This is a genomic window from Planococcus shenhongbingii, assembly GCF_030413635.1.
GTDB classification, from domain to species: Bacteria; Bacillota; Bacilli; order Bacillales_A; family Planococcaceae; genus Planococcus; species Planococcus shenhongbingii.
Window position 1 is genome coordinate 314,676 of record NZ_CP129235.1, and the last position, 21,552, is coordinate 336,227.

Consider the following 21,552-nt stretch of genomic DNA (forward strand, 5'->3'; position numbering starts at 1 on the left):
TGGCAAATGACAGTTAGCGCAACAAATTGCATTGGCGAGAGTTAAAATTCGTCAGAGCATCAACAAGTTGTAGAAGGAATTGAATAAAAATTTTCCGCGTGCGAAATCCCTCTACGGTTTATTGAGGGACAGAAAAAGGAAAAGCATGATCTGATGAAAAGGATCATGCTTTTTCCTTTTTATTTTTAAATCTGCTAAGCGGAATTCAAAATCTGAATAGTTTTTATGTTCATAAAACAATGTGATAAACTAAAAAAAGATGATTAAAGTCAATAAATACATAGAAAAGAGGGACTCAAATGAATGAAGCAATCATGAATGCGATACAAGACGATTATCCGGAAGAATTTGCCTGGTGCTATGGCTGTGGCCGTCTAAACAAAGAAGGGCATCATTTCCGGACAAGGTGGGACGGAGAAAAAACGGTTACGTTATACAAGCCGGATCCTGCCCATAAAGCGATACCGGGATTTGTCTACGGAGGGTTGATTGCTTCCCTGATTGATTGCCATGGAACCGGTTCGGCTTCGCTTGCCTTGCACCGGAAAAATGGTTTTGAACCTGGAAGCGGAGAAGAACCACCGCGTTTTGTGACCGCTTCTTTACATGTGGATTTTTTAAAACCGACTCCTGAAGGGGTAGTTTTAAAAGCAATCGGCACGGTGGAAGAAATACATCCAAAGAAATTTAAAGTGGCGGTACAAGTGTTCGCCGATGAAACGCTTTGCGCAACAGGCGAAGTAAAAGCAGTCGTAATGCCGGAATCGTTTTCAAAATAGTGATAAGAAAGTGCATAAAAGATTAATGAGCAGCCGAAAAAAAGCCTATATTACCGTCTTAAGAGAGTGAAATTTTATAACCTAGTTTACTGGTAAGAATACCTGGGTTTATAGTATAATCAAGAAGTTCTTTTGAATAAATTGAAAGTTTCAAGGATTAGAACTTCATAGATAAAGGGAGCGAATCAAGATGAGATATGGCTTTTGGCTGCCGATTTTCGGTGGATGGCTGCGCAATGTAGAAGATGAGAAGATGCCGGCAACATTTGACTATGCAAAACAAGTGGTGCAGTCAGCTGAAAAGTGGGGGTACGATACCACATTGATCGCTGAACTGAACTTGAATGATATAAAAGGGATGGAAGCCGATTCGCTTGAAGCTTGGTCTACTGCTGCGGCACTCGCTGCTGTAACAGAAAAAATCGAAATCATGACGGCAATTCGCCCTGCCTTCCATAATCCCGCTGTTACTGCAAAAATGGCTGCTAACATTGACCAAATTTCCAATGGCCGCTTTACTCTCAATGTCGTTTCCGCTTGGTGGGCAGAAGAAGCGCGCCAATACGGCGGTGAGTTTACAGAGCATGATGAGCGCTATGACCGGACAGATGAATTCCTCCAAGTCGTCAAAGGCATGTGGTCTGAAAAGGAATTTTCGTTTAAAGGAAAGTATTACGATATCCAGAACGCCCGCTTAGAACCAAAACCGGTCCAAAAGCCCAACCCGATTTTATATGCAGGAGGAGAAAGCCCTCGGGGCAAAAAGTCGATTGTGGAATCGTGTGATGCTTATGTTATGCATGGCGGCACCGTCGAAGAAATCAAAATGAAAATCGAAGACATGAAGAAGCTGCGCAAAGAAGCCGGAAAATCTCCGCTGCAATCTTTCGGCATGGCCGCTTATATCGTGTGCCGTGATACGGAAGAAGAAGTGAAGGCGGAATATGCCCGTATCGTAGATATGAAAGATGCCAGCGGCTATGTCGGCTACAATGACTTTGTCTCAAAATCGCAATTGGAACAGCAAGTGAAGCTGGAGGACTATTCGGTTTCAAATCGCGGGTTGCGCCCGGATTTGATCGGCACGCCAGAGCAGATTGCAGACCGCATTCTTGCTTATGAAGAAGCTGGACTGGATTTATTGCTGCTGCAATTCTCGCCGCAACTGGAAGAGATGGAACGCTTTTCACAAAAAGTGATGCCGCTGGTGGAAGAAAAACGCAAAACCATCGAAACACTTTCCAACTAGGAGGAACTTAAATGACTGAAAAAATATATGTAATTCATGAAAACGAAGAATGGACAACCCATCTTTTCAAACGTCTCGATGAACTGGAATTACCATATGAAAACTGGTTTATCAACGAAGGGCTTGTCGACTTGAACGAAGTTCCGCCGGAAGGTGTGTTCTATAGCCGAATGAGTGCTTCTTCCCATACAAGAGGCCATCGCTACGCACCGGAACTCGCAGAGTCGCTGCTTGTCTGGCTGGAGCATCATGGCCGCAAAGTCTTTAACGGCAGCCGTGCGCTGCGCCTCGAAGTCAGTAAAGTGAACCAGTATATGGCTTTGAATGCTGCAGGCATCCGCACGCCTAAAACGATTGCAGCCAACGGCAAGGAACAAATCGTGAAAGCTGCGGGAAAACTGGGTGAATCATCTTTCATCATCAAACACAATCGCGCTGGAAAAGGGCTGGGCGTGCAATTATTCCATTCCATGGAAGCTTTGCATGAATACTTGAACGGCGGTGGTTTTGAACCATCAATCGATGGCATTACGCTGGTCCAACAGTATATTCAGGCGCCGGAACCGTTTATCACGCGCTGCGAATTTGTCGGCGGAAAATTCGTCTATGCAGTGCAGGTCGATACTTCTGAAGGCTTTGAACTTTGTCCTGCAGATGCTTGCCGCATTGATGACTTGTTCTGCCCGGTCGGTGAACAAGTGGAAGAAAAACCAAAATTCCAAGTGGTTAAAGGATTTGATGATCCGATCATCTCGAAATACGAAGAATTTCTTCGCCAAAACCATATCGCAGTGGCAGGGATTGAATTTATTCGCAATGCGGACGGTGAAGTTTTCACTTATGATGTAAACACGAATACCAATTATAATTCCGATGCCGAAGCGGCTTACGGAACGTATGGTATGCTGGAATTGGCGAAATTCCTAGGCAAACAATTAAAAGGCGCAAAAGTAACTGCATAAAATAAAATGGACATCACGAATGATCAGTGATGTCCATTTTTATACGCGTTTAAGACTGCAAGCTTAAGGGAAAAATTTAATGACAATACTAGTACAGAAGAGGAGATGGAGTATGGAAAAAGAGCGGAAAGAAGAGCAATTGAACCCCGAGGAAACCGGAACAGAAGCAAATGAAGCTACGGAAGATGATTTGAAGTTCGATAAAATTTACAGCAATGTAGCGTCCAACCGTTATGAAAACTTGCGCACCAGTTATATTGAAATCAAAGCGAAAAAGCTTCGGAAAAGAAAAAAGTAAAGCTGGGTGCCTGTTGCACTCAATCTTTACTTTTTTCAATTTCTTCTGATACCACAAAAGCGAGATCGTCATTGCCGAACATCTGCAAAATTTCCAGCAAAGTACCAGTGCTAATTTCAATTTCTTCAGGTTCAGCTGCCGCTTCTTCTGCTGCCTTTAAGAGCGCTTCGTTTTTTTCCTGATAAGGATAAGCGCGTGTGTAGAGCAAGACGGGGTCCAATTGGTGGTTGATGCACCAGTGGACGAAAAGCTGGATCATGGTATTTTCATCTTGCTGGTACTTTTTAATAATATATTCATCACGGCTTTCATATTCCATGCGGTCACTTCCTTTGCAGGTTTCTTTTCCCGTTATACCACATTGAACGAGACAATTCGAGTGGATGCATGGACTTCTCTTGTTTTTTCCTCTAGAATGAACCCAGAAGCAATGATAGTATCGGAGGCTAAAAAATGAAATTACTTCAAGTGAGAAAGGGACAGCTTGTTTATTTTAATAATGAACTGCATAAAGTCTACTCAGTGAAGCCGTTAGCAAGGCAGTCTGTACTGATGTTCCGCATAAAGGACATGGAGCAAGTCGCAAGCAAAGCGGAAGATATCACTTATTACAAACCGAAGCATCTGGATTCTTTCCTGTTCTTAGGTGCCAGGTACACACTCCGGGGCGATATTCCGGCAGAGCCAGGTGGCTATATCCTCATAGTGAAGCCGGATCCCGATTACATGGATCATTATTCATTGAATGAGTTTGAGAAAGTTGAATCTGTAGAAGGCCGGGATGTCGTGACAACTCGCCAAAACACAGTGAAAGCCAAAGAGTTTTTTGTTATGGTTCCGGGAGAGGAACCGGGAAGCAATGATATCACTTATCTGGATAAATCAAAAGTTTCACAGGCCCATTTAGAAGAAGATGCCCAGCTGGAAGATAAGCTGAGAGAAGAAAATGCGATCAAACCTTCTATCGGGGATGTTTACTTGAACTTAGACAATGGTTCGACGGCAATGGTCGTGGCTATTGAACAGGATATGGTGACATTGGGAACAGGAAACAAACTGACTTTCCATGCTTTATACAAGTCGGACAGTTGGAATTACTTGTACTCCATCAACAGTACGGATAGCTAAACTAACTAAACGAAAAAGGATGGCCGGGACACAGTTCCAGGCCATCCTTTTTGGATCATTCAAGTTCCACAATATAGAATTCCTGCAGCATAGCGTAGAAACGGGCACCATGCCCTTCTGCAGCTTCAAGGAAGTAACGTTCCGTAATGACGAAACTGCCGGATTGGCCATTGCTGATGACGTATGCATGGACGACCGGATCATCCCATTTCTGTCCTCCGTTTGCAATGCCATGGAGCTGATAGCCTTCCACCGGTTCAGTCACTTGTTCAACTTCCCGAAGATCCGGAAACTCTTCTTTTAAATCAGCTTCAACTTGATCAACCAAGGTGTCAGGGTCTATTTCCGGCACTTGTTCGATTGTCATCAACACTTCCGGATATTGTTCAGGGAGCGGTTCTTTTGTAGTAATGACATCCGGTTCATCGCCTTCACCTTTAATCATTTTGTAGCGCTCTTCATCGATGTAAATCACATAGTCTTCATTTTTTCCTTTGTTCAACTGCATTTTCACTTTCTCTTCCATGCCTTCGATATGGATGACCACTTCTTTTTCCGCTTCAAACATTTCCTCGATTGCTGGTTTTTCTTCTTCTGCCTGGGCTTTCTGTCCAGCAGCCGGAATCGCTTTTTCAGATTGCCCATTCTCTTTAAGAAGTTTGTCCCAAGAGGTTCCTATGCCGTTTTGAAAACTGAATAGCATCAATAGAATGGCGGCTGCAGCAAACAATAAGAGAACCATCATTTTTTTCATCGCTATTTGGTCTCCTTTCGTGTATTGCTATGCTATTGATTTCATCAATTTTTATTTAAAGAATAGGGTTTCTAACTTCTAAAGGAGTCAACGCCTTAGTCCGGTCAATGAATATAAAAGCGTCATAGCGGCTGGAAATTCTTGAGGGCACATAATTGCCGCGTGCTTCGTATTTAGGGTTGTAGACCACTCCGATAGCCCGGTGGCCTGTCCATCGATCAAACAACGAAAAGTTGTTGGCATCAAAAATGAGGTATTTATTGTGAGCTCCGGTGCGGTGCAGAATTTCTTCCCAGGAATTGAGGCGGGCAGGCGGAACATCCATCACCTTATAGCGAACACCCCACGCTTCCGATGCGATTACGGTCCCTTCGTAAGTGCCAAACCCTACTGCGAAAACATCTTCCGGCCGGTTTTGTTCACGGAGAACCTGCCCGACATTGAGCATGCCATCATTTCTCATATCCGTTGCCCGGGCATCTCCGATATGCGTATTATGTTCCCAGATAATGATTTTGGCATCTTTTCCATGATAATCGCGAACTTCATTGATTGCTTCCACCATATGTTCATCGCGAATATTCCAGGAAATTTCGCCGCTCTTTACCATTGCCCGGTAATAATCCTCCGCATTTTTTGTGACTAATGCATTGATTTCCAGATTCAAATCGCTTTCTTGCTCATCCCTATAATGTTCTTCGTTGGCCCGGATGGAAGACAGCAGCTTAGTGACTTCATCGATGCAAACGGTTGAGAAATTAGTAGATGAAATGGCATAGCCTTCCGGTTCACGATTAAATGGTTCAAAACAGGAAAATGCTTTTTTTGCCAGCTCTAAGTCCCCACCGGCGGGATTGGTATGAGTCAAATAATGGACAACTTCGTCCATAGATTCCCATAAGCTGTAAATGTCAATTCCATAAAATCCGGTTTTGTGGGCGCTTTGCGCATTATGCTTCTTTAACCAGCCGATAAAATTGACGATTTCTTCGTTGGCCCACATCCAGGTCGGCCAGCGGGTAAAAGCCTGCAAGACGTCATGAGGAGTTTTTTTGGCATCCCCATAGCTTTTAATATAGCGGTTTACTTGCTGGGCTGATGGCCAGTCTCCCTCTACGGCGATAATCGAAAAACCTTTTTCCTGAATCAAGCGTTTGGATAGTTCGGCTCGAACCGTATAGAATTCCGACGTCCCGTGGCTTGCTTCACCAAGCATGACAATTTTCGCGTCTCCGATCGCTTCGATAATTGGGGATAAATCTTCATCTGAATCAAAGGGACGAGCGTGTATTTTCACTGCCTCTTCCAGTGACTGTTCCACTTAAAAAACCCCTTTCTCTTCAATTACTTATTCCTATTGTTCCCGCACTGAGACGTCTGAAACAGGGCAGCGGACAAAATAAAAACACCCGCTTTCGCGGATGCTCGAGCTATTTTGCCAGGATGTCCTGGAATTCTGGATTTTTTTCAATAACGGCGCTGGTAAACGGACACTGGGCATCGATGGTTTTGCCTTCTTCACGGGCATACTGGACAACCCGCTCTACCAGTTTTTTCCCTACACCTTGGCCTTCCAGTTGAGGTGAAACTTCGGTATGGTCCACGGTCAATACATCCCCGTTTGCAACATAAGAGATAAATCCAAGTTCCTCTGAGTCTTCCATTACCACGAATCGATCGTTTTCATGTTTGATATCCATGCAGCTGCCTCCTTTAATTTTAAAGTTCCTTTTCTGTATTCCCGTTTTTATACAAGATATTCAATCTGCGGCGGATCAGCAAATGATAAATTGAATTTTCTTGTTAATAAGATCATAATGTGTGCATAAAGCCCTCAATTCAAACAGGAGAATTTCAGGTTTTTGAATTATGAAAGAGGTGGCTTATGAAGAAAATCATTCAAACGGAGCATTTATCAAAACATTATCAAAAAATCAGAGCAGTGGATAATGTTTCTTTGGAAGTAGCCGAAGGGGAAATTTATGGCTTTATTGGGCTGAATGGATCAGGAAAGACGACAACTATCCGAATGCTGCTTGGATTAATCCGGCCGACACATGGGCGCTGTTTTCTCAATAGTCAGCAAGTTAAATTGTCGAATTTCAGTTTATGGGAAAAAGTGGGCTATATGGTGGAAACGCCGTATGCTTATCCAGAACTGACCGTCAAAGAAAATTTGGATATATTTTGCCGGCTTCGTAGGATATCCGACCCTATGGCAATTTTGCGGGTGATGGACCACCTTAAATTAGCGGCATATGCAGACAAGAAAGCAAAACACCTTTCGTTAGGCAATGCCCAGCGTCTCGGAATTGCTAAAGCCCTTTTGCACAATCCCGATATCTTAATTCTGGATGAGCCGGTCAACGGACTTGATCCAGCAGGCATAGTCGAAGTGCGGGAACTGCTTCAGCATTTAGCCGTGAATGAGAATAAGACAATTTTCATCTCAAGCCATCTACTGGATGAAGTTGCAAAAATCGCCACCAAAATCGGCATCATCCACGAAGGCTGCCTGCTTCAGGAAGTGGAATCAGCCCGACTAAGCCGGCTTTTGAAACAGCGTCTATTGCTCGACTCCCGGCATAAAAAATTAGCTATATCGGCTTTGTCGGAAGCGGGAACCAACTGCTTCCTGAATGAAGAAGGATTAATCGAAAGCTATGATCAATCTGCTATTCAAAATCCCGACAATATCGCTCGTTTACTCGTCAATAAAGGATGTCCTCCAACTCGATTAGCGGTGGAGGAAGAGAATCTGGAGTCCTATTTCTTAAGGGCGATTGGCAAAAAAGGAGAGGGAGGCAGTGAATAATTTACTTACAGCATTCTGGATCGAGAATCTGAAGGTGCGCAAGTCGAAAATGATTTGGATTACTTTGGCGGCTTTTACTGTTGCTCCTTTAATGGGCGGATTTTTTATGTTCATTTTGAAAAACCCTGAACTTGCGGAACGTTCGGGATTGGTAGGGGAAAAAGCTCAAATTCTGGGTGAAGCGAATTGGCCGGCTTATTTCAGTATGTTGGCGCAAATCATTGCTGTTGGAGGCATTCTGATCTTTGGTTTTGTCACCAGTTGGATATTCGGAAGAGAGTATGCAGACCGGACCTTAAAAGATTTATTGGCTCTTCCATACCACCGCTCAATCATTGTAATTGCAAAATTTTTAGCTGTTTTTATAGCGACTCTATTATTAAGCGGGCATGTAATAATTCTGGGTATTTTAATCGGCTTTTTTATTGGGCTTCCTGGATGGTCTGCTAATATCCTAGGCAACGGCTTATACGTTCTGCTTATTACCACCCTTCTAACTATAGCGTTAAGTACACCTGCAGCTTTTTTTGCATGCTTTGGAAGAGGATATCTGGCTCCACTCGGTTTCGTCATTTTTATGGTGGTGGTGGCTCAAATTATTGCAGCAATCGGTTATGGCCACTATTTTCCTTGGGCTGTTCCGGCTTTGTATAGTGGAGTAGCAGGGGATGAGCCGGTTTTGCCGTTCGGCAGTTTGCTGGTTGTCTTAGGAACGAGTTTGGCGGGCATTGCAGCGACTTTTGGCTGGTGGTTATGGGCGGACCACCAGTAGCGTGGAGGGGGTTAAATGGGCAGATGATATATTTGAACAAATTCATGGCCAGTCCGTAAAGAGAAAAGATATTATAAATGAATTTCAAATTGCTTTTACTTTTATTGATTTCTACTGTAGTAATTTCCAGTTGTGGAACCGATAAAATAAGCGGATCGACTACGTGATTGAATCACTGTTGTATTTAATGAGGCCAATGATCAGTGGGGAGAGCAACTATCCCAAACGATGGATAACATCAATGAGGAATACGAAAAGATTTCTATTAAATAGAAGAAACATTAAAGCCGCAGCTTTCCTGCGGTTTTTTTATTGTTATTTGCGTTAAAAATTTAACAAGACAAGTATCTGGATAGTTAATGATATAGTCGAAATCTTTAAGCTGTTTCCCGCAGGAAACATTATTTTAGGAGAACTATTTTCATTAACTCGGGAAAGAAGATTGCTGTAGACCCACTCAATAGCCCTCTGGTATGCTGTTTTAGGAATGATGTTGGAGGGATAGCATGTGGAGCAAAAATACCTTGATTTAAAAATGGGCGAGCGGGGAGCCCGTCTAAGCATTATTGTGTATCTCTTTTTAGCAGCATTAAAATTAACGGTTGGCCATATAGCAGGTTCTGAAGCATTGAAAGCAGATGGACTGAACAATACTACTGATATTGTTGCTTCCGTAGCTGTTCTCGTTGGTTTAAAGATTTCCCAGCGCCCTCCGGACAAAGAACATCGTTATGGCCATTGGAAAGCGGAACCCGTTGCTTCTTTAATAGCAGCTTTTGTCATGGTAGCAGTAGGACTTCAAGTGCTATACGGTGCTACTTTGTCTGTATTTTTCCGACAAGTGGAAGAGCCGGATCCGATTGCAGCCTGGATCGGGTTGTTTAGCGCTGCCATTATGTACTTAGTATATAGATATAATAAGAAACTGGCTTTGAAAATCCAGAGCCAATCCGTAATGGCTGCGGCGAAGGACAATTTATCCGATGCATGGGTCAGTATCGGAGCCGTAATCGGGATTCTCGGTTCTCAGCTTGGATTGCCTTGGCTGGATCCGGTCGCAGCTCTAGCTGTAGGTTTGCTGATATGTAAAACCGGATGGGATATTTTCAGGCAGGCTTCCCATGATTTAACAGACGGATTTGATGAGAATCAGCTGGAAGTGTATAAGGAATCCATCTATACAGTATCCGGTGTTAAGGGAATTAAAAGCATAAAAGCACGCAAGTATGGAAACAATCCTGTAGTGGATGTCATCATACTGGTTAATTCCAAATTGGGAATAGGAGCGGCTCACGATATCTCCGAAAATGTGGAAAATGTGCTGATGAAGGAACATGATGTCATTGACGTGCATGTTCATGTGGAGCCACAGTAATGATTTTTCTGTTAAGTTGAAATGCCAACTAATGATTTTTTGAATACAAAGGAAGAGAAGGTGCTCAGTTCAAACCGGCAACCTCTCTTCCTTCTATTTTTTTATCTTTATGAAAGAGATGTTAATAATTATTAAGTTAATAGAATGATTATAAATTGTTTGATATTTTATGATAATATAAAAAAAGATTGAATTTTGGCTGGAGGAGTGAAGGTGATGGTGTTATTTTTTACATATGTTATTGCAGGGCTGGCTATCGCAATGCCAGTAGGAGCAATTACAATAGAAATGACAAAACAAGGCCTGAAAAATGGATTCATGCATGGATGGGTAGTTGGATTAGGCGGTCTCACTGTTGATTTTGTTTTAATCGTCGCTTTGTACTTTGGATTAGCTTCTCTTCTGCAGCTTCCTTTTATTCAAATACCGATGTGGCTCATTGGCGCTGTGTTTTTATTTTTAATAGGCTGGGGTTCAATTAAAAACGCCGATAGCGACATTGCGTTAGCAGGTGAGAAGTCTGCTAAATCGTTAAGCTCTTCTTATCGAAACGGATTTCTTGTGGCCATATCCCCGGGCAACATCGTATTTTGGTTAAGTGTATTTGGAGCAGTACTGACTAACTCGTATGATGCAGCAGACCCAAGCAGTTTTATAATGATCGCAACAGGTGTTTTAACAGGCATTGTATTGCACGATATAGGGTTATTGACCATTGTGGCCACTACTCGGAAAGTAATGAGCCGGTCCATGATTAAAGGGTTTTCTGTCATTGCAGGAGCTGTATTAATTGGTTTTTCCGGGTATTTTGTTTATCAGTTTTTTACTGCAATAACAGAAGCCATCTAATGGATATTTACATATCAAAAGGGTATAGCATAGGTTAAGAGGTGAGAAAATGGAAAAAAAACAACTAGCTGGAGTAGCAGTGGACCGGATTGAAAAAGTATTTGGTGAACACCCTGAGTACCGGCGGGCGCATGCGAGAGGTGTGATATACGAAGCAATATTTTCAGCAAATGGCCTTGCAAAAGAGTATACGACAGCTCCGCATCTTCAAGGCGGGGAGATAAAAGCCGTTGCACGATTTTCCCATAGTTCGCCGGATCCTACTTGGACAGATATCATGTCGCCCGTAAAAGGACTGGCCGTGCAATTTCAACTGCCTGAAGGAGAGATAACCAATATTGTAGGCGTCAATTCTCCAATCTTTCTTGCCAAAACACCGGAAGCGTTTACTAAGATTTTGGGTATTGTGACATCGTTCAAAAGAGGAAAGCCGCGTCTTCGTGAATTGGCGAAGCTGCTGATTCAATATCCGGAAAGCCGGGCTGCCATCAAAGTGATTAAGAAAATGCATGCGCCTGCCAGTTTTGCGACAGGCCGCTATCATTCAATCCATGCTTTTTACTTTATTGATCAAGAAGGTAAACGCATTCCGATCAAGTATGAATGGGAGCCGGATGCAGGAATGGAAACTTTATCGCCTAAGGATGCTGGCTCATTGCCTTTTGGCTATTATGAATGGGAAATTGAAGACCGCTTGCAGAAAGAACCTGTCAGTTTCCGGTTGAATATCGTGCTGGGGGAAGAAGGCGATCCAACGGCTGATCCGACGATTGCCTGGCCAAAAGACCGGCGCAAAGTCACTATTGGCCAATTGACTCTTACTCAGCTGGCAGAGCGTGCAGATTCACTGAAATTTGATCCGACCGTTGTTACAGAAGGAATAGAATGTTCAGAAGACCAAATCCTCAATTTTCGAAGAGCCGCATATTCCATTTCCCATGAACGGAGAAACAGCGAAAAATAAAAAACGTTGAAGCCAATTAAGGCTTCAACATTTTTTCGTTTAGTACAGTTTTCCTTGGCGGTATAAGACAGTTGTCAGTCTCATGACGGAATGGATAAAGCAATTTTGCCGAAGCGGGAAGGGGTCTCCGAAAAACTGCGGCAAAATGATATCCATCGTCGACTTCATTTTTGCCAGAAGCAGCCGGAATACTTCTTCTTCGGTATAGAACTGCGTTTCACGGCCTTGCAGCCATTCCAAATAAGATACGATAACGCCACCCGCATTGGCGAGAATATCCGGAACGATAATGACGCCTTGGTCACTTAAGTATTCATCTGCTTCTTGAGTGGTAGGGGCATTCGCACCTTCCACAATAATGCGTGCATGGATGTCCCGCATATTTCCCTCGTGGATCTGGTTTTCCAAAGCGGCGAGAATCAAGACATCAACCGGCAATGTTAGAAGCTCATCCCGGCCTTTAAGGGTTGCGGCTACCCCGGCTTGAGCTATTTGGTCCATTGTAGACGGCAAATCTCCGCGATTCGTGTTGGCAAAGGCAATCAACGCAGGAATGTCTAAGCCGTCCTCGTTGTAAAGTGTGACATTGCGGTCACTGACTGCGACAACCCGGTTATCAATTTCCGTGCTGCTATAAGCTTCCCATGCTGCAATAGAGCCTACATTGCCAAATCCTTGAACAGCCACTTTAAGCTGCCGATTTGAGTGAGCAAGGGCAGTAGCAGCGAAAGGGTTGTCCGATGCTGCCAATTCTTCCGCGTGATCCCTTACGTAGTCGGAAAACAAATAGCGGAAAGTAAAGTAAACTCCCTTGCCGGTGGCTTCTCTTCGCCCTAACGATCCGCCGTTAGCAACACTTTTTCCGGTAAAACTGCCAAGATAAGGAGAACCATGCTTGATTTTCTTGTACTCAGCCATCATCCAGTCCATTTCACGTTCCCCGGAACCTACATCCGGTGCAGGAATATCTTTGTCCGGGCCGATGACATCTGAAAAATAACGGACGTATTTGCGGCAAATCAGATTGAGTTCCTTTTCCGAATAATGCCTCGGATTCAGGATGATGCCGCCTTTGCCTCCGCCGAATGGGACATTGTGAAGCGCATTTTTTAAAGTCATCAAAAAAGCCAGATTGACGACTTCTTCTTCGTTTACGCTTTCATGAAACCGGATGCCGCCTTTATAAGGCCCTAGTGCGTCATTATGCTGAACACGGAAAGAAGGAATCCGAACTACACTGCCATCATCCAGCGGAATACGAAGGAATGATTTATGTATTTTGTTCGGAGTCGAAAGGATTGCGCTCATCGAGGTGAAGGCCTGTGTCCGCATTCTGTCTTTGAGTTCCGGCAAGAAAGTTTTGCTGTCGAGTAATGCATTCAACGAGCTCTGGATAATCGCCCGCGTCTGCCCTTCGATTTCTTCTACACCGGTTGGGTTTTCTGTTCCGGGACCAGCTGATTTAATGTTTCCATCCATTTGTCAGACACCTCCAAAATATTTTAATTATTCTCTCTATACCCATCCTGCCAGTATTTATGCACAAAAAAGCCCCCAGGCAATGAAACCAGAGGGGAGTTGCTATTACTTTTTTGCGGGTTTGCTGTGCTTAACTTCTTCATTCAAAGCTTTGAATAAGGAGAAAATCATTAAAATCATGACAAAAGAGAATGGAAGAGCTGCCACAATGATAGTATTCTGGACAGCCGCCAATCCGCCAACAGATAATAGAATGGCGGCAACGAGCGACTGTGCAATGCCCCAAAGAATTTTAATTTGGTTGCTTGGCAAAAGTGAACCGTTGGTTGATTGCATGCCAAGAACGAAGGTAGCTGAGTCAGCAGACGTGATAAAGAACGTACCGACCAGCAGTATAGCGAAAAGTGACATCGTGAAGCCAAGCGGCATTTCATTGAACATCGCAAACAGAGTTTGTTCAGTAGGGAATACAGTCAAGTCGACGCCGCTTTTTTGAATATCGATTGCTGTCGTACCAAAAACAGAAAACCAGAAAGCACCGAAAATGGTCGGTGTCAATACAACGCCAACCAAGAATTCGCGAATGGTCCTTCCTTTGGAAATCCGGGCAATGAACATACTGACAAATGGCGCCCATGAAATCCACCAAGCCCAATAGAAAATAGTCCACATATTCAGCCATGAGCGGTTTTCAGCATCTAGCGGCGCTGATTGGAAACTCAAACCGATCAAGTTTTGTATATAGATTCCAAATGTTTCAGTGAACAAATTGAGAATCAGCAAAGTCGGTCCAATAATGATGACCGCAATTAGCAGGATGATAGCCAGCACCATGTTAGTGTTGGATAAATACTTGATGCCTTTATTTAACCCTGACCAAGCTGAAGCGATAAAAAGGACAGTAACGATAAAAATGATGATAAATTGGACCCATGATTCCTGTGGCACACCGAACAGGTATGCAAGTCCGCCGTTAATTTGAGCAGCGCCAAAGCCGAGTGAAGTTGCAACACCAAAGACGGTAGCAAAAACAGCAAGCACGTCAACAAGTGTTCCTAATGGCCCTTCCATTTTCTTACCGAAAATCGGCTTCAGTGTTGATGAAATTAACGCAGGTTCTCCTTTGCGGAACTGGAAAAAGGCTAATGCCAATGCAACGATTCCGTACATCGCCCAAACATGGATTCCCCAATGATAGTAAGTGCGCTGAAGAGATTCTTTAAAAGCCTCATCGGTTCCAGGTTCAGCGGTGGCCGGCTGCACCGCGAAATGGCTGAGCGGCTCAGAAGCGCCATAAAACACAAGTCCGATTCCCATCCCTGCAGAGAACAGCATGGAGACCCAGGAGATTGTCGAGAATTCCGGCCGGTCCGTATCTTTTCCAAGCCGGATTTTTCCGTAAGGACTGATGATGATAACAAAGACTAAAATCAGAATTACTCCCATTAACATCAAGTAATACCAGCCAAAGCTTGCATCGATGAAACTGCGGATGCTGCCAGTCGCTTTTTCAAAGGTTCCAGGTGCTATGACGCCAAAGGCGACAGTCAAAATAACTAAAGCAAACGTGATGTAAAATACTTTCGAAGCTTTCTTCATAATTCCTCCTTCAGGTTTTTATAAGGCATAGTTCATAAGGTTACCGAAAATAATTGTTTGGGTCAACTAATTGCCGGAAAGCGCAGAAGTTCCTGAAAGAAGAGTTTCTTCAGTCCCATTCGTTCATCTGCTCTTCTTCGGTCACTACCCGCAAGTCGTCGGCAGTTATTGTCATGACTTCATAGTCATTCTTTTCAGCGTAAAGCTCAGCTTCTTTTTTGGTATATTTAGGAGAGCCGTCCATTTCTTCATCATAAACAATCAGAATGCCGTCTGAATTGCGCAAGAAAAACTTGTTTTTCTCGATAAATTGCCACGGCGCTTCGTATGGGCGGTTAGTCAAGCTGCGGTGGAAATCTGCATTTTCAAGAATCATTTGGTATTTTTCCTGCTTCGCTTCATTCCATTTCTTTTCCTGGTCGAGAAAAGGCGTGAGCACTGCATATTTTAATTCAGGGAATTCTTCCTGCAAATCCAAAACGACTTCTGCTGCCCATGTTTCTACCCCAAGTTGGCCGCTTATTATGACCCATTCCAAACCTTCATCCAGCAGAACACGCAAGCGATTTTCAAGCGCTTTTTTGATAAATTGAACGCCGGGGTGCTTATCGTCGAAAATTCCAAGTTCATGTTGTTTATATCCGGTAATAACCAATCGTTTCAGCATTTATAATTCTCCTTTCAAGCAGAATGCTTAGCTTATCATTTTACCTCACTCTTTCCCTTATTTGTACCCGTGCTGCCTGCTTGTGAAAACTGAAAAGTCTTACTGCTTTTGCTAACTGTGATAAGATGGGGCCATTATAAGGAGGGGGACTATATGGTAAACCTTGATGATGTAAAAAGAGCACGAAATGAGATTGCGGGGATGATCCACAAAACGCCTGTCTTAACGTCTAGTCTTTTAAATGGACGGACTGGAAACCAAATTTATTTAAAATCGGAGCATCTGCAAAAAACGGGCTCATTCAAAATACGAGGAGCTGCGAATGCAGTGAAGCAAGCTGTCAAAGAAGGGGCGGAATTCATTACAGCGGCTTCTTCCGGGAATCATGGACAAGCAGTGGCGTACATTGCCGATCAGCTTGGAGTACCCGCGGCTATCGTTGTGCCGGAAGACGCGAACCGGGCAAAAGTGTTGGCGATTGAAGGGTATAACGGAAAAGTTATTTACTGTGGGCTGACTTCGGCTGAACGGATTCCAAAAGCCACGCAATTGGCAGAAGAAAACAATGGCATCTACATCCCGCCGTATGATCATCCGCATGTAATCGCCGGTCAAGGAACGCTTGGCCTCGAACTGCTGGAGCAAGTAGCGGATCTCGATATCATTGTCGTTCCAATCGGCGGCGGTGGATTAATCAGTGGAATCTTGATTGCCATAAAAGGAATTAATCCGGATATCCGGGTCATTGGGGTTGAGCCGGATACCGCCAACGATACATACTTGTCTCTGGCGAACAAACACATCACTGCCATTTCCAGAACCTCGACAATTGCAGATGGCTTGCGCACTTCACAACCTGGACAGTTGACGTTTCCTATTTTGCAGGAATATCTGGACGATTTGGTGTTAGTCACGGAGGAAGAAATCAAAGAAGCTTTTCAATTCATGCTGGAGCGGACGAAGCAATTGGTTGAACCTTCGGGTGCTGCCGCAGTCGCTGCTATGTTGGCAGGGAAATTAGGAGTTCACGGCAAAAAAATTGCCATTGTTTTATCTGGAGGCAATGTGGATTTAAAGCAAATTCAAACGTTTTTGCCGGAATGACCGATGGATTGGTGAAGAGCCAGTCTATCGGTTATTTTTTATGGAGAAAATCCTCGTACCGTGTCTTGCATTCTAAAAATGAAAGCGTTAACATATATTTAAGTATTCTGAACATACCGACCGGTTAGTAACGGAACGCTATAAGAGACGGATGGGGGAATGATGGGATGAACGTACTGGATCTTTTCAAATTGGAAGGCAAGACGGCAATTGTAACAGGAGGCGGTCGGGGATTGGGAGCACAAATCGCTGAAGGTTTCGCAGAGGCAGGCGCAAATGTAGTTGTATGCTCAAGAAAATTAGACGCTTGCGAAGAAATCAGTGAACAGTTGAAGCAAAAAGGCGTTAAATCTCTTGCGCTTGTCTGTGATGTTACAAATCCCGAAGACGTTAAAAGAGTAGTCCGAAAAACGCTGGAGGAGTTTGGCACAATCGATATTTTAGTCAATAATTCCGGGGCTACATGGGGGGCTCCTGTCCTCGATATGCCGCTGGATGCCTGGCATAAAGTTATGGAAGTCAACGTAACCGGTACATTTCTCATGAGCCGTGAAGTGGGAGAAACGATGATCCGGCAAAAAAGCGGCAAGATCATCAACATTGCGTCTGTAGCCGGCCTTGGTGGAATCGATCCGCGCTTGATGGATACTATTGGCTACAATACCAGCAAAGGGGCTGTCATCACTTTCACAAAGGATTTAGCAGCCAAGTGGGGCCAGTTCAATATAAACGTCAATGCACTAGCACCAGGATTTTTCCCGACAAAAATGTCGAAAGCGCTGATTGAACAAGGCGGCGACCGATTGCTCGATCAGACGCCATTGCGTCGGTTTGGCACGGAAGAAGACCTGAAAGGGGCAGCAGTGTTTTTAGCTTCAAAGGCTTCGGATTATGTGACCGGAGATGTAGTGATTGTAGACGGCGGCATGCACGCCATCTGAAGCGGGAGTCCTACTGCCCGTTAAAGCGGGATAAAGAGAAACTTCAATATTAAGCGAGATAAAGAATGGCGGGGGAAAGCATGAAAGCAAAAATCAAACAGCAAAGCATACTGCTATTCGAGCAAAAGGGCTTTAGTGAGACATCCATTCAGGATATCGTGGATGTTCTCGGAGTTACAAAGGGAACTTTCTATTATTACTTTCCAAGTAAAGAGCAGCTTTTAATGGATATCCATTCAAATTATATCGACGATTTGCTGAGAAGACAGGAAGCAATCCAGGAAACCGAGATGTACAATCGGGAAAAGCTTCAAGCGATTGTGGAACTGCTGATAGGCGACATCCAAGATCATGGGCCGAGCGCCCGGGTCTTTTTCAGAGAAATGAGGCATTTGGCTTCCGAAAATGCAGAAAAAGTGAAGAAGAAACGGGAACAATTCCGGCTGAATATTGAAAAGCTGATTTCCCAGGGAATTGAGGAAGGGGAGTTTCGGAATGAAATGCCGCCTGATATTGTGGCATTCGCTATTTTGGGAGTCACAAACTGGAGTTACCAATGGTTCAACCCGAACGGCGAAATATCCGCCGAGCGTTTGGCAGCAATCTACAGCGACCTGATATTGAACGGGATTACTTAACTTGAAGGAGGAGAACAGCAGTGAATGATTTGCGGATCCATAAAATAGCGGTAATCGGAGCAGGGCAGATGGGACATCAAATTGCGATGCTATGCGCACTTGGCGGCATTCATACAGCGCTTTTTGATATTGATGAAGAAGCTTTGATAAAAGCTCGGAAAGCATTGGAAATACTCATGGGCCAGTGGGTGCTGAAACAGAAAATCACGGAACCCGAAAAAGTAGAAGCTTTTAATCGGCTGCAATTTACCAGTGACTTGGAAAAAGCGGCTGGCGATGCCGATTACGTGATTGAAGCTGTGACCGAAAAATTAGAGGTAAAGCGTGAGATTTTCAAGCAATTGGATCATATTGCTCCGAAACATGCCATCCTTGCATCAAACAGTTCAACAATCGTCAATTCATTGCTGGCAGAAGTGACAGGTCGCCCTGAGAAAGTCTGCAATATGCACTTCTTTTTTCCGCCGCTGGTCATGGATTGTGTCGAAGTGGTCATGAGCGAAAAAACATCCGAAGACACTGCACAAATTTCACTCGAATTATGCAAAAGGATCAACCGTACAGGAGTGTTGCTGCGGAAAGAAATTTCAGGCTTTGTCGCGAACCGGATTCTCGGAGCGCTTCAAAAAGAAGCAATTCATTTGTACGAAGAAGGCATTGCCGATTTCAAGGAAATTGATTTAATTGTAAAAAAAGCACTTCGGCATCCAATCGGTCCATTTGAATTAATGGATTTGTCCGGCATAGACGTGGTTTATTACGTCATGCAACAGCAATACTCGGAAACCGGAGACCCGGCGGATAAGCCTCCTGCTTTTATTGAAGAGAAAGTAAAGGCTAGGGAACTTGGCCGGAAAACCGGAAAGGGCTTTTATGATTATAAAAAAGATGAGGTGAAAGCGCCATGACACAACTGCTGAATATTGAAAAGATAGACCATTATGCGGTCATCACGATAAACAATCCACCGATGAATGTCATCGGCAATGGAGTATTCAAAGAACTGGACAAAGCGTTTCAGGAGCTGGGAAAAGATGAAGAAGTCAATGCGGTGATTATTACGGGACAAGGAGAGAAAATTTTTGCGGCCGGTGCCGATATCAAAGAGTTTCCGCAATTGATCGGGAAACAAGGAATTAAGAAGGAATTTCTTGAAACGCATGCTGTGTTAAACCGGATTGACCATTTTGAGAAGCCGGTGATTGCTATGCTGAACGGATTGACGCTCGGTGGCGGCTTTGAAGTGGCTCTGTGCTGTGATATTCGGATTGCAGAAGAGCATGCACAAATTGGGTTGCCGGAAATTACGCTTGGGCTATTTCCTGGCGGTGGTGGAACTCAGCGTTTACCGAGGCTTGTTGGAGAAGCGAAAGCAAAAGAACTGATGTTTACGGGAGAAGCGGTCTCTGCAGTGGAAGCGGAGCGTATTGGATTGGTCAATAAAGTGGCCGCCAGCGGAGAAGGTCTGGAAACGGCCCGGAAGATGGCGAATCGCATTGGCCGTTTTTCATTGCCGGCTTTGTCGCGCATCAAAAAAGCGGTTGACCAAGGCCTGGAATTGCCGCTTGACCAAGGGATTGACCTGGAAGCAGAACTTTTTGAAGAAGTCTTCCAGACTGAAGACGTGCAGGAAGGAGTAAAAGCGTTTATCGAAAAAAGAAAACCGGCATTTCAGAATAGATAAAGGAGTGAAGAATGATGGCACATGACATCACAGTAAAAGTTCGCTTCAGTGAAACCGATGCATTAGGGCATGTCAGCAATATCAGTTATTTCATCTATCTGGAAGAAGCACGGGTTGAGTTTTTTAGAGAATTGGGGCTGGAAATAACAATTGATAAATGGAATGTCATCATGATTTCAGCGAATTGCCTGTTTTACAAGCAAGCTTATTTTGATCAGCGCTTGAAAATCACTTCTTTTGTCACGAAAATCGGCAACTCCAGTTTCAAGATCGGTCATCGGATCACGGATGCAGCAACTGGCGAATTGATTGCGGAAGGGGATGCCGGAGCGGTTTATTTTGACTTTACTACGCAAAAAAGTGAACGGCTTCCCGACCATATCCGTGAAAAACTTGAGATGCATCTAAAAGAGGTGTGAAAAATGGCTGGGAGAACACGTGACACGATTCCTGTACGATCGGGGGAAGAGCTGAACAGCGTCTTGCTCCAGCAGTTTTTGGAAGAGCATATAAAAGGGCTGCCGGATGGCGAACTGAAAATCCGTCAGTTTGGTGCAGGCCATTCGAATTTGACTTATGCGCTTTCCATCAATGGATGGCAAGCAGTATTAAGGAGGCCGCCGCTTGGGCCAGTTGCGCCAAAAGCACATGACGTGGAACGGGAATTCAAAATCCTGTCTGCTCTAAATCCGATTTTTCCGGCAGCACCGAAACCGTATGTTTTCTCGCAAGATTCAGCAATCGTCGGTAGCCCGTTTTTCATCATGGAAAGGCGTTACGGCCTAGTGATTGATACAGAATTTCCAAAAGGAACAGAACCGTCAGAAGAACTGGGCCGCAAAATTTCAGAACTCATGGTGGATACGCTGGTCAAACTGCATGCCATCGATTATACCCAAACTGCATTAGCTGATTTGGCGAAGCCGGAAGGGTTTATGGAACGCCAAGTCAACGGCTGGATAGGGCGCTATGATCGTTCCAAAACCGATGATATCCCGGAAGTGGCAGACTTGTCAGCGTGGATGCTTGGGAACATTCCGAAATCGCCGGAACCGACCATCATCCATTATGATTTTAAGCTTAACAATGTGATGTTCGCAGACGATTTTTCAGAGCTTACCGGCTTGTTCGATTGGGAAATGACGACAGTGGGGGATCCGCTTGCGGATTTAGGAGCGGCGATGAGTTATTGGATTGAAGCCGATGACCCTGAACTCTTGAAAACAGGTTTTGGCAAGGCTCCCGTAACGGTAGGGAAAGGATTTTATTCGCGGAAAGAGTTTATTGCGCGTTATGCAGAGAAAAGTGGCCGGGATGTCTCAAATATCCATTTTTATTTGACATTCGCATATTTCAAACTGGCAGTCATTTGCCAGCAAATTTATTACCGGTATAAGAAGGGCCAGACATCGGATCCGCGTTTCGCCCATTTTGGCGGTTTTGTCAAAAGCCTTATTCAGCATGCACTTGCAACCGCGAAGAAAACGTAAAGGGG

The 21,552-nt window shown here is 44.2% G+C and carries 24 protein-coding genes; 17 read left to right on the forward strand and 7 right to left on the reverse strand.

The window, feature by feature from the left end:
- Positions 1-299: 299 nt before the first annotated feature.
- The 4 genes from QWY16_RS01680 to QWY16_RS01695 all read left to right on the forward strand — a co-directional run bounded on the left by QWY16_RS01680 (position 300) and on the right by QWY16_RS01695 (position 3,288).
- Positions 300-779 carry a PaaI family thioesterase gene (locus QWY16_RS01680; RefSeq protein WP_300991130.1) on the forward strand — a complete coding sequence of 160 codons (480 nt, stop codon included), beginning with the start codon at positions 300-302 and terminating at the stop codon, positions 777-779.
- A 190-nt stretch (positions 780-969) separates the two neighbouring features.
- Positions 970-2,028 carry an LLM class flavin-dependent oxidoreductase gene (locus tag QWY16_RS01685; RefSeq protein WP_300991132.1) on the forward strand — a complete coding sequence of 353 codons (1,059 nt, stop codon included), beginning with the start codon at positions 970-972 and terminating at the stop codon, positions 2,026-2,028.
- An 11-nt stretch (positions 2,029-2,039) separates the two neighbouring features.
- Positions 2,040-2,990 carry an ATP-grasp domain-containing protein gene (locus QWY16_RS01690; RefSeq protein WP_300991133.1) on the forward strand — a complete coding sequence of 317 codons (951 nt, stop codon included), beginning with the start codon at positions 2,040-2,042 and terminating at the stop codon, positions 2,988-2,990.
- A 112-nt stretch (positions 2,991-3,102) separates the two neighbouring features.
- Entirely contained in the window at positions 3,103-3,288 is a 186-nt protein-coding gene (locus QWY16_RS01695) for a hypothetical protein (protein WP_300991134.1), read from the forward strand.
- A 19-nt stretch (positions 3,289-3,307) separates the two neighbouring features.
- On the opposite strand, the gene yxiS is transcribed toward QWY16_RS01695, so the two are convergent.
- Positions 3,308-3,607, reverse strand: a complete 300-nt coding sequence (gene yxiS / locus QWY16_RS01700; protein ID WP_300991135.1) for a protein YxiS — start codon at positions 3,605-3,607, stop codon at positions 3,308-3,310.
- 134 nt (positions 3,608-3,741) lie between these two features.
- Here yxiS and QWY16_RS01705 point away from each other — a divergent pair, with 134 nt between their 5' ends.
- Complete coding sequence (locus QWY16_RS01705) at positions 3,742-4,416, forward strand: hypothetical protein (protein ID WP_300991136.1); 675 nt, start codon at positions 3,742-3,744, stop codon at positions 4,414-4,416.
- A 55-nt stretch (positions 4,417-4,471) separates the two neighbouring features.
- Here the strand turns inward: QWY16_RS01705 and QWY16_RS01710 are convergent, their stop codons facing one another.
- The 3 genes from QWY16_RS01710 to QWY16_RS01720 all read right to left on the reverse strand — a co-directional run bounded on the left by QWY16_RS01710 (position 4,472) and on the right by QWY16_RS01720 (position 6,870).
- A complete protein-coding gene (locus QWY16_RS01710) occupies positions 4,472-5,170 on the reverse strand; it encodes a hypothetical protein (protein ID WP_300991137.1) in 699 nt (232 codons plus the stop codon).
- 55 nt (positions 5,171-5,225) lie between these two features.
- Positions 5,226-6,491, reverse strand: coding sequence for an erythromycin esterase family protein (locus QWY16_RS01715; RefSeq protein WP_300991138.1), 1,266 nt, complete (start codon positions 6,489-6,491; stop codon positions 5,226-5,228).
- A 109-nt stretch (positions 6,492-6,600) separates the two neighbouring features.
- Complete coding sequence (locus tag QWY16_RS01720) at positions 6,601-6,870, reverse strand: GNAT family N-acetyltransferase (RefSeq protein WP_300991139.1); 270 nt, start codon at positions 6,868-6,870, stop codon at positions 6,601-6,603.
- Between the two features lie 185 nt (positions 6,871-7,055).
- Here QWY16_RS01720 and QWY16_RS01725 point away from each other — a divergent pair, with 185 nt between their 5' ends.
- The 5 genes from QWY16_RS01725 to QWY16_RS01745 all read left to right on the forward strand — a co-directional run bounded on the left by QWY16_RS01725 (position 7,056) and on the right by QWY16_RS01745 (position 11,945).
- Entirely contained in the window at positions 7,056-7,985 is a 930-nt protein-coding gene (locus QWY16_RS01725) for an ABC transporter ATP-binding protein (protein WP_300991140.1), read from the forward strand.
- Positions 7,978-8,757: an ABC transporter permease gene (locus tag QWY16_RS01730; protein WP_300991142.1), complete on the forward strand. Its 780-nt coding sequence runs from the start codon at positions 7,978-7,980 to the stop codon at positions 8,755-8,757. The genes QWY16_RS01725 and QWY16_RS01730 overlap by 8 nt, the downstream gene beginning before the upstream one ends.
- Positions 8,758-9,292: 535 nt before the next feature.
- Positions 9,293-10,132: a cation diffusion facilitator family transporter gene (locus QWY16_RS01735; protein ID WP_300993229.1), complete on the forward strand. Its 840-nt coding sequence runs from the start codon at positions 9,293-9,295 to the stop codon at positions 10,130-10,132.
- Between the two features lie 216 nt (positions 10,133-10,348).
- Positions 10,349-10,981 carry a LysE family transporter gene (locus tag QWY16_RS01740; protein WP_300993231.1) on the forward strand — a complete coding sequence of 211 codons (633 nt, stop codon included), beginning with the start codon at positions 10,349-10,351 and terminating at the stop codon, positions 10,979-10,981.
- Positions 10,982-11,030: 49 nt separating this feature from the next.
- Positions 11,031-11,945: a catalase family peroxidase gene (locus tag QWY16_RS01745; protein ID WP_300991143.1), complete on the forward strand. Its 915-nt coding sequence runs from the start codon at positions 11,031-11,033 to the stop codon at positions 11,943-11,945.
- Positions 11,946-11,984: 39 nt separating this feature from the next.
- Here the strand turns inward: QWY16_RS01745 and QWY16_RS01750 are convergent, their stop codons facing one another.
- From QWY16_RS01750 to QWY16_RS01760, 3 genes are all read right to left on the reverse strand, one after another.
- Complete coding sequence (locus QWY16_RS01750) at positions 11,985-13,364, reverse strand: Glu/Leu/Phe/Val family dehydrogenase (protein WP_300993233.1); 1,380 nt, start codon at positions 13,362-13,364, stop codon at positions 11,985-11,987.
- A gap of 165 nt (positions 13,365-13,529) precedes the next feature.
- Positions 13,530-15,023: a glycine betaine uptake BCCT transporter gene (locus QWY16_RS01755; RefSeq protein ID WP_300991144.1), complete on the reverse strand. Its 1,494-nt coding sequence runs from the start codon at positions 15,021-15,023 to the stop codon at positions 13,530-13,532.
- Positions 15,024-15,132: 109 nt separating this feature from the next.
- Positions 15,133-15,690 carry an SLOG family protein gene (locus QWY16_RS01760; RefSeq protein WP_300991145.1) on the reverse strand — a complete coding sequence of 186 codons (558 nt, stop codon included), beginning with the start codon at positions 15,688-15,690 and terminating at the stop codon, positions 15,133-15,135.
- 153 nt (positions 15,691-15,843) lie between these two features.
- On the opposite strand from QWY16_RS01760, the gene QWY16_RS01765 reads away from it, so the two are divergent.
- The 7 genes from QWY16_RS01765 (at position 15,844) to QWY16_RS01795 (ending at position 21,547) form a co-directional block, all read left to right on the forward strand.
- Positions 15,844-16,794 (forward strand): threonine/serine dehydratase family protein, encoded by a 951-nt coding sequence (locus QWY16_RS01765; protein WP_300991146.1) that lies wholly within the window; start codon positions 15,844-15,846, stop codon positions 16,792-16,794.
- Positions 16,795-16,961: 167 nt separating this feature from the next.
- Positions 16,962-17,735, forward strand: coding sequence for an SDR family oxidoreductase (locus QWY16_RS01770; protein WP_300991147.1), 774 nt, complete (start codon positions 16,962-16,964; stop codon positions 17,733-17,735).
- Between the two features lie 80 nt (positions 17,736-17,815).
- Complete coding sequence (locus QWY16_RS01775; protein WP_300991148.1) at positions 17,816-18,373, forward strand: TetR/AcrR family transcriptional regulator; 558 nt, start codon at positions 17,816-17,818, stop codon at positions 18,371-18,373.
- Positions 18,374-18,393: 20 nt separating this feature from the next.
- The gene (locus QWY16_RS01780) at positions 18,394-19,281 is read left to right on the forward strand and encodes a 3-hydroxyacyl-CoA dehydrogenase family protein (RefSeq protein ID WP_300991149.1); all 888 of its coding nucleotides are present in this window, start codon (positions 18,394-18,396) and stop codon (positions 19,279-19,281) included.
- Positions 19,278-20,057 (forward strand): enoyl-CoA hydratase/isomerase family protein, encoded by a 780-nt coding sequence (locus tag QWY16_RS01785; protein WP_300991150.1) that lies wholly within the window; start codon positions 19,278-19,280, stop codon positions 20,055-20,057. The genes QWY16_RS01780 and QWY16_RS01785 overlap by 4 nt, the downstream gene beginning before the upstream one ends.
- Positions 20,058-20,068: 11 nt before the next feature.
- A complete protein-coding gene (locus QWY16_RS01790) occupies positions 20,069-20,476 on the forward strand; it encodes an acyl-CoA thioesterase (RefSeq protein WP_300991151.1) in 408 nt (135 codons plus the stop codon).
- Positions 20,477-20,479: 3 nt separating this feature from the next.
- The gene (locus QWY16_RS01795) at positions 20,480-21,547 is read left to right on the forward strand and encodes a phosphotransferase family protein (RefSeq protein WP_300991152.1); all 1,068 of its coding nucleotides are present in this window, start codon (positions 20,480-20,482) and stop codon (positions 21,545-21,547) included.
- Positions 21,548-21,552 lie beyond the last annotated feature (5 nt).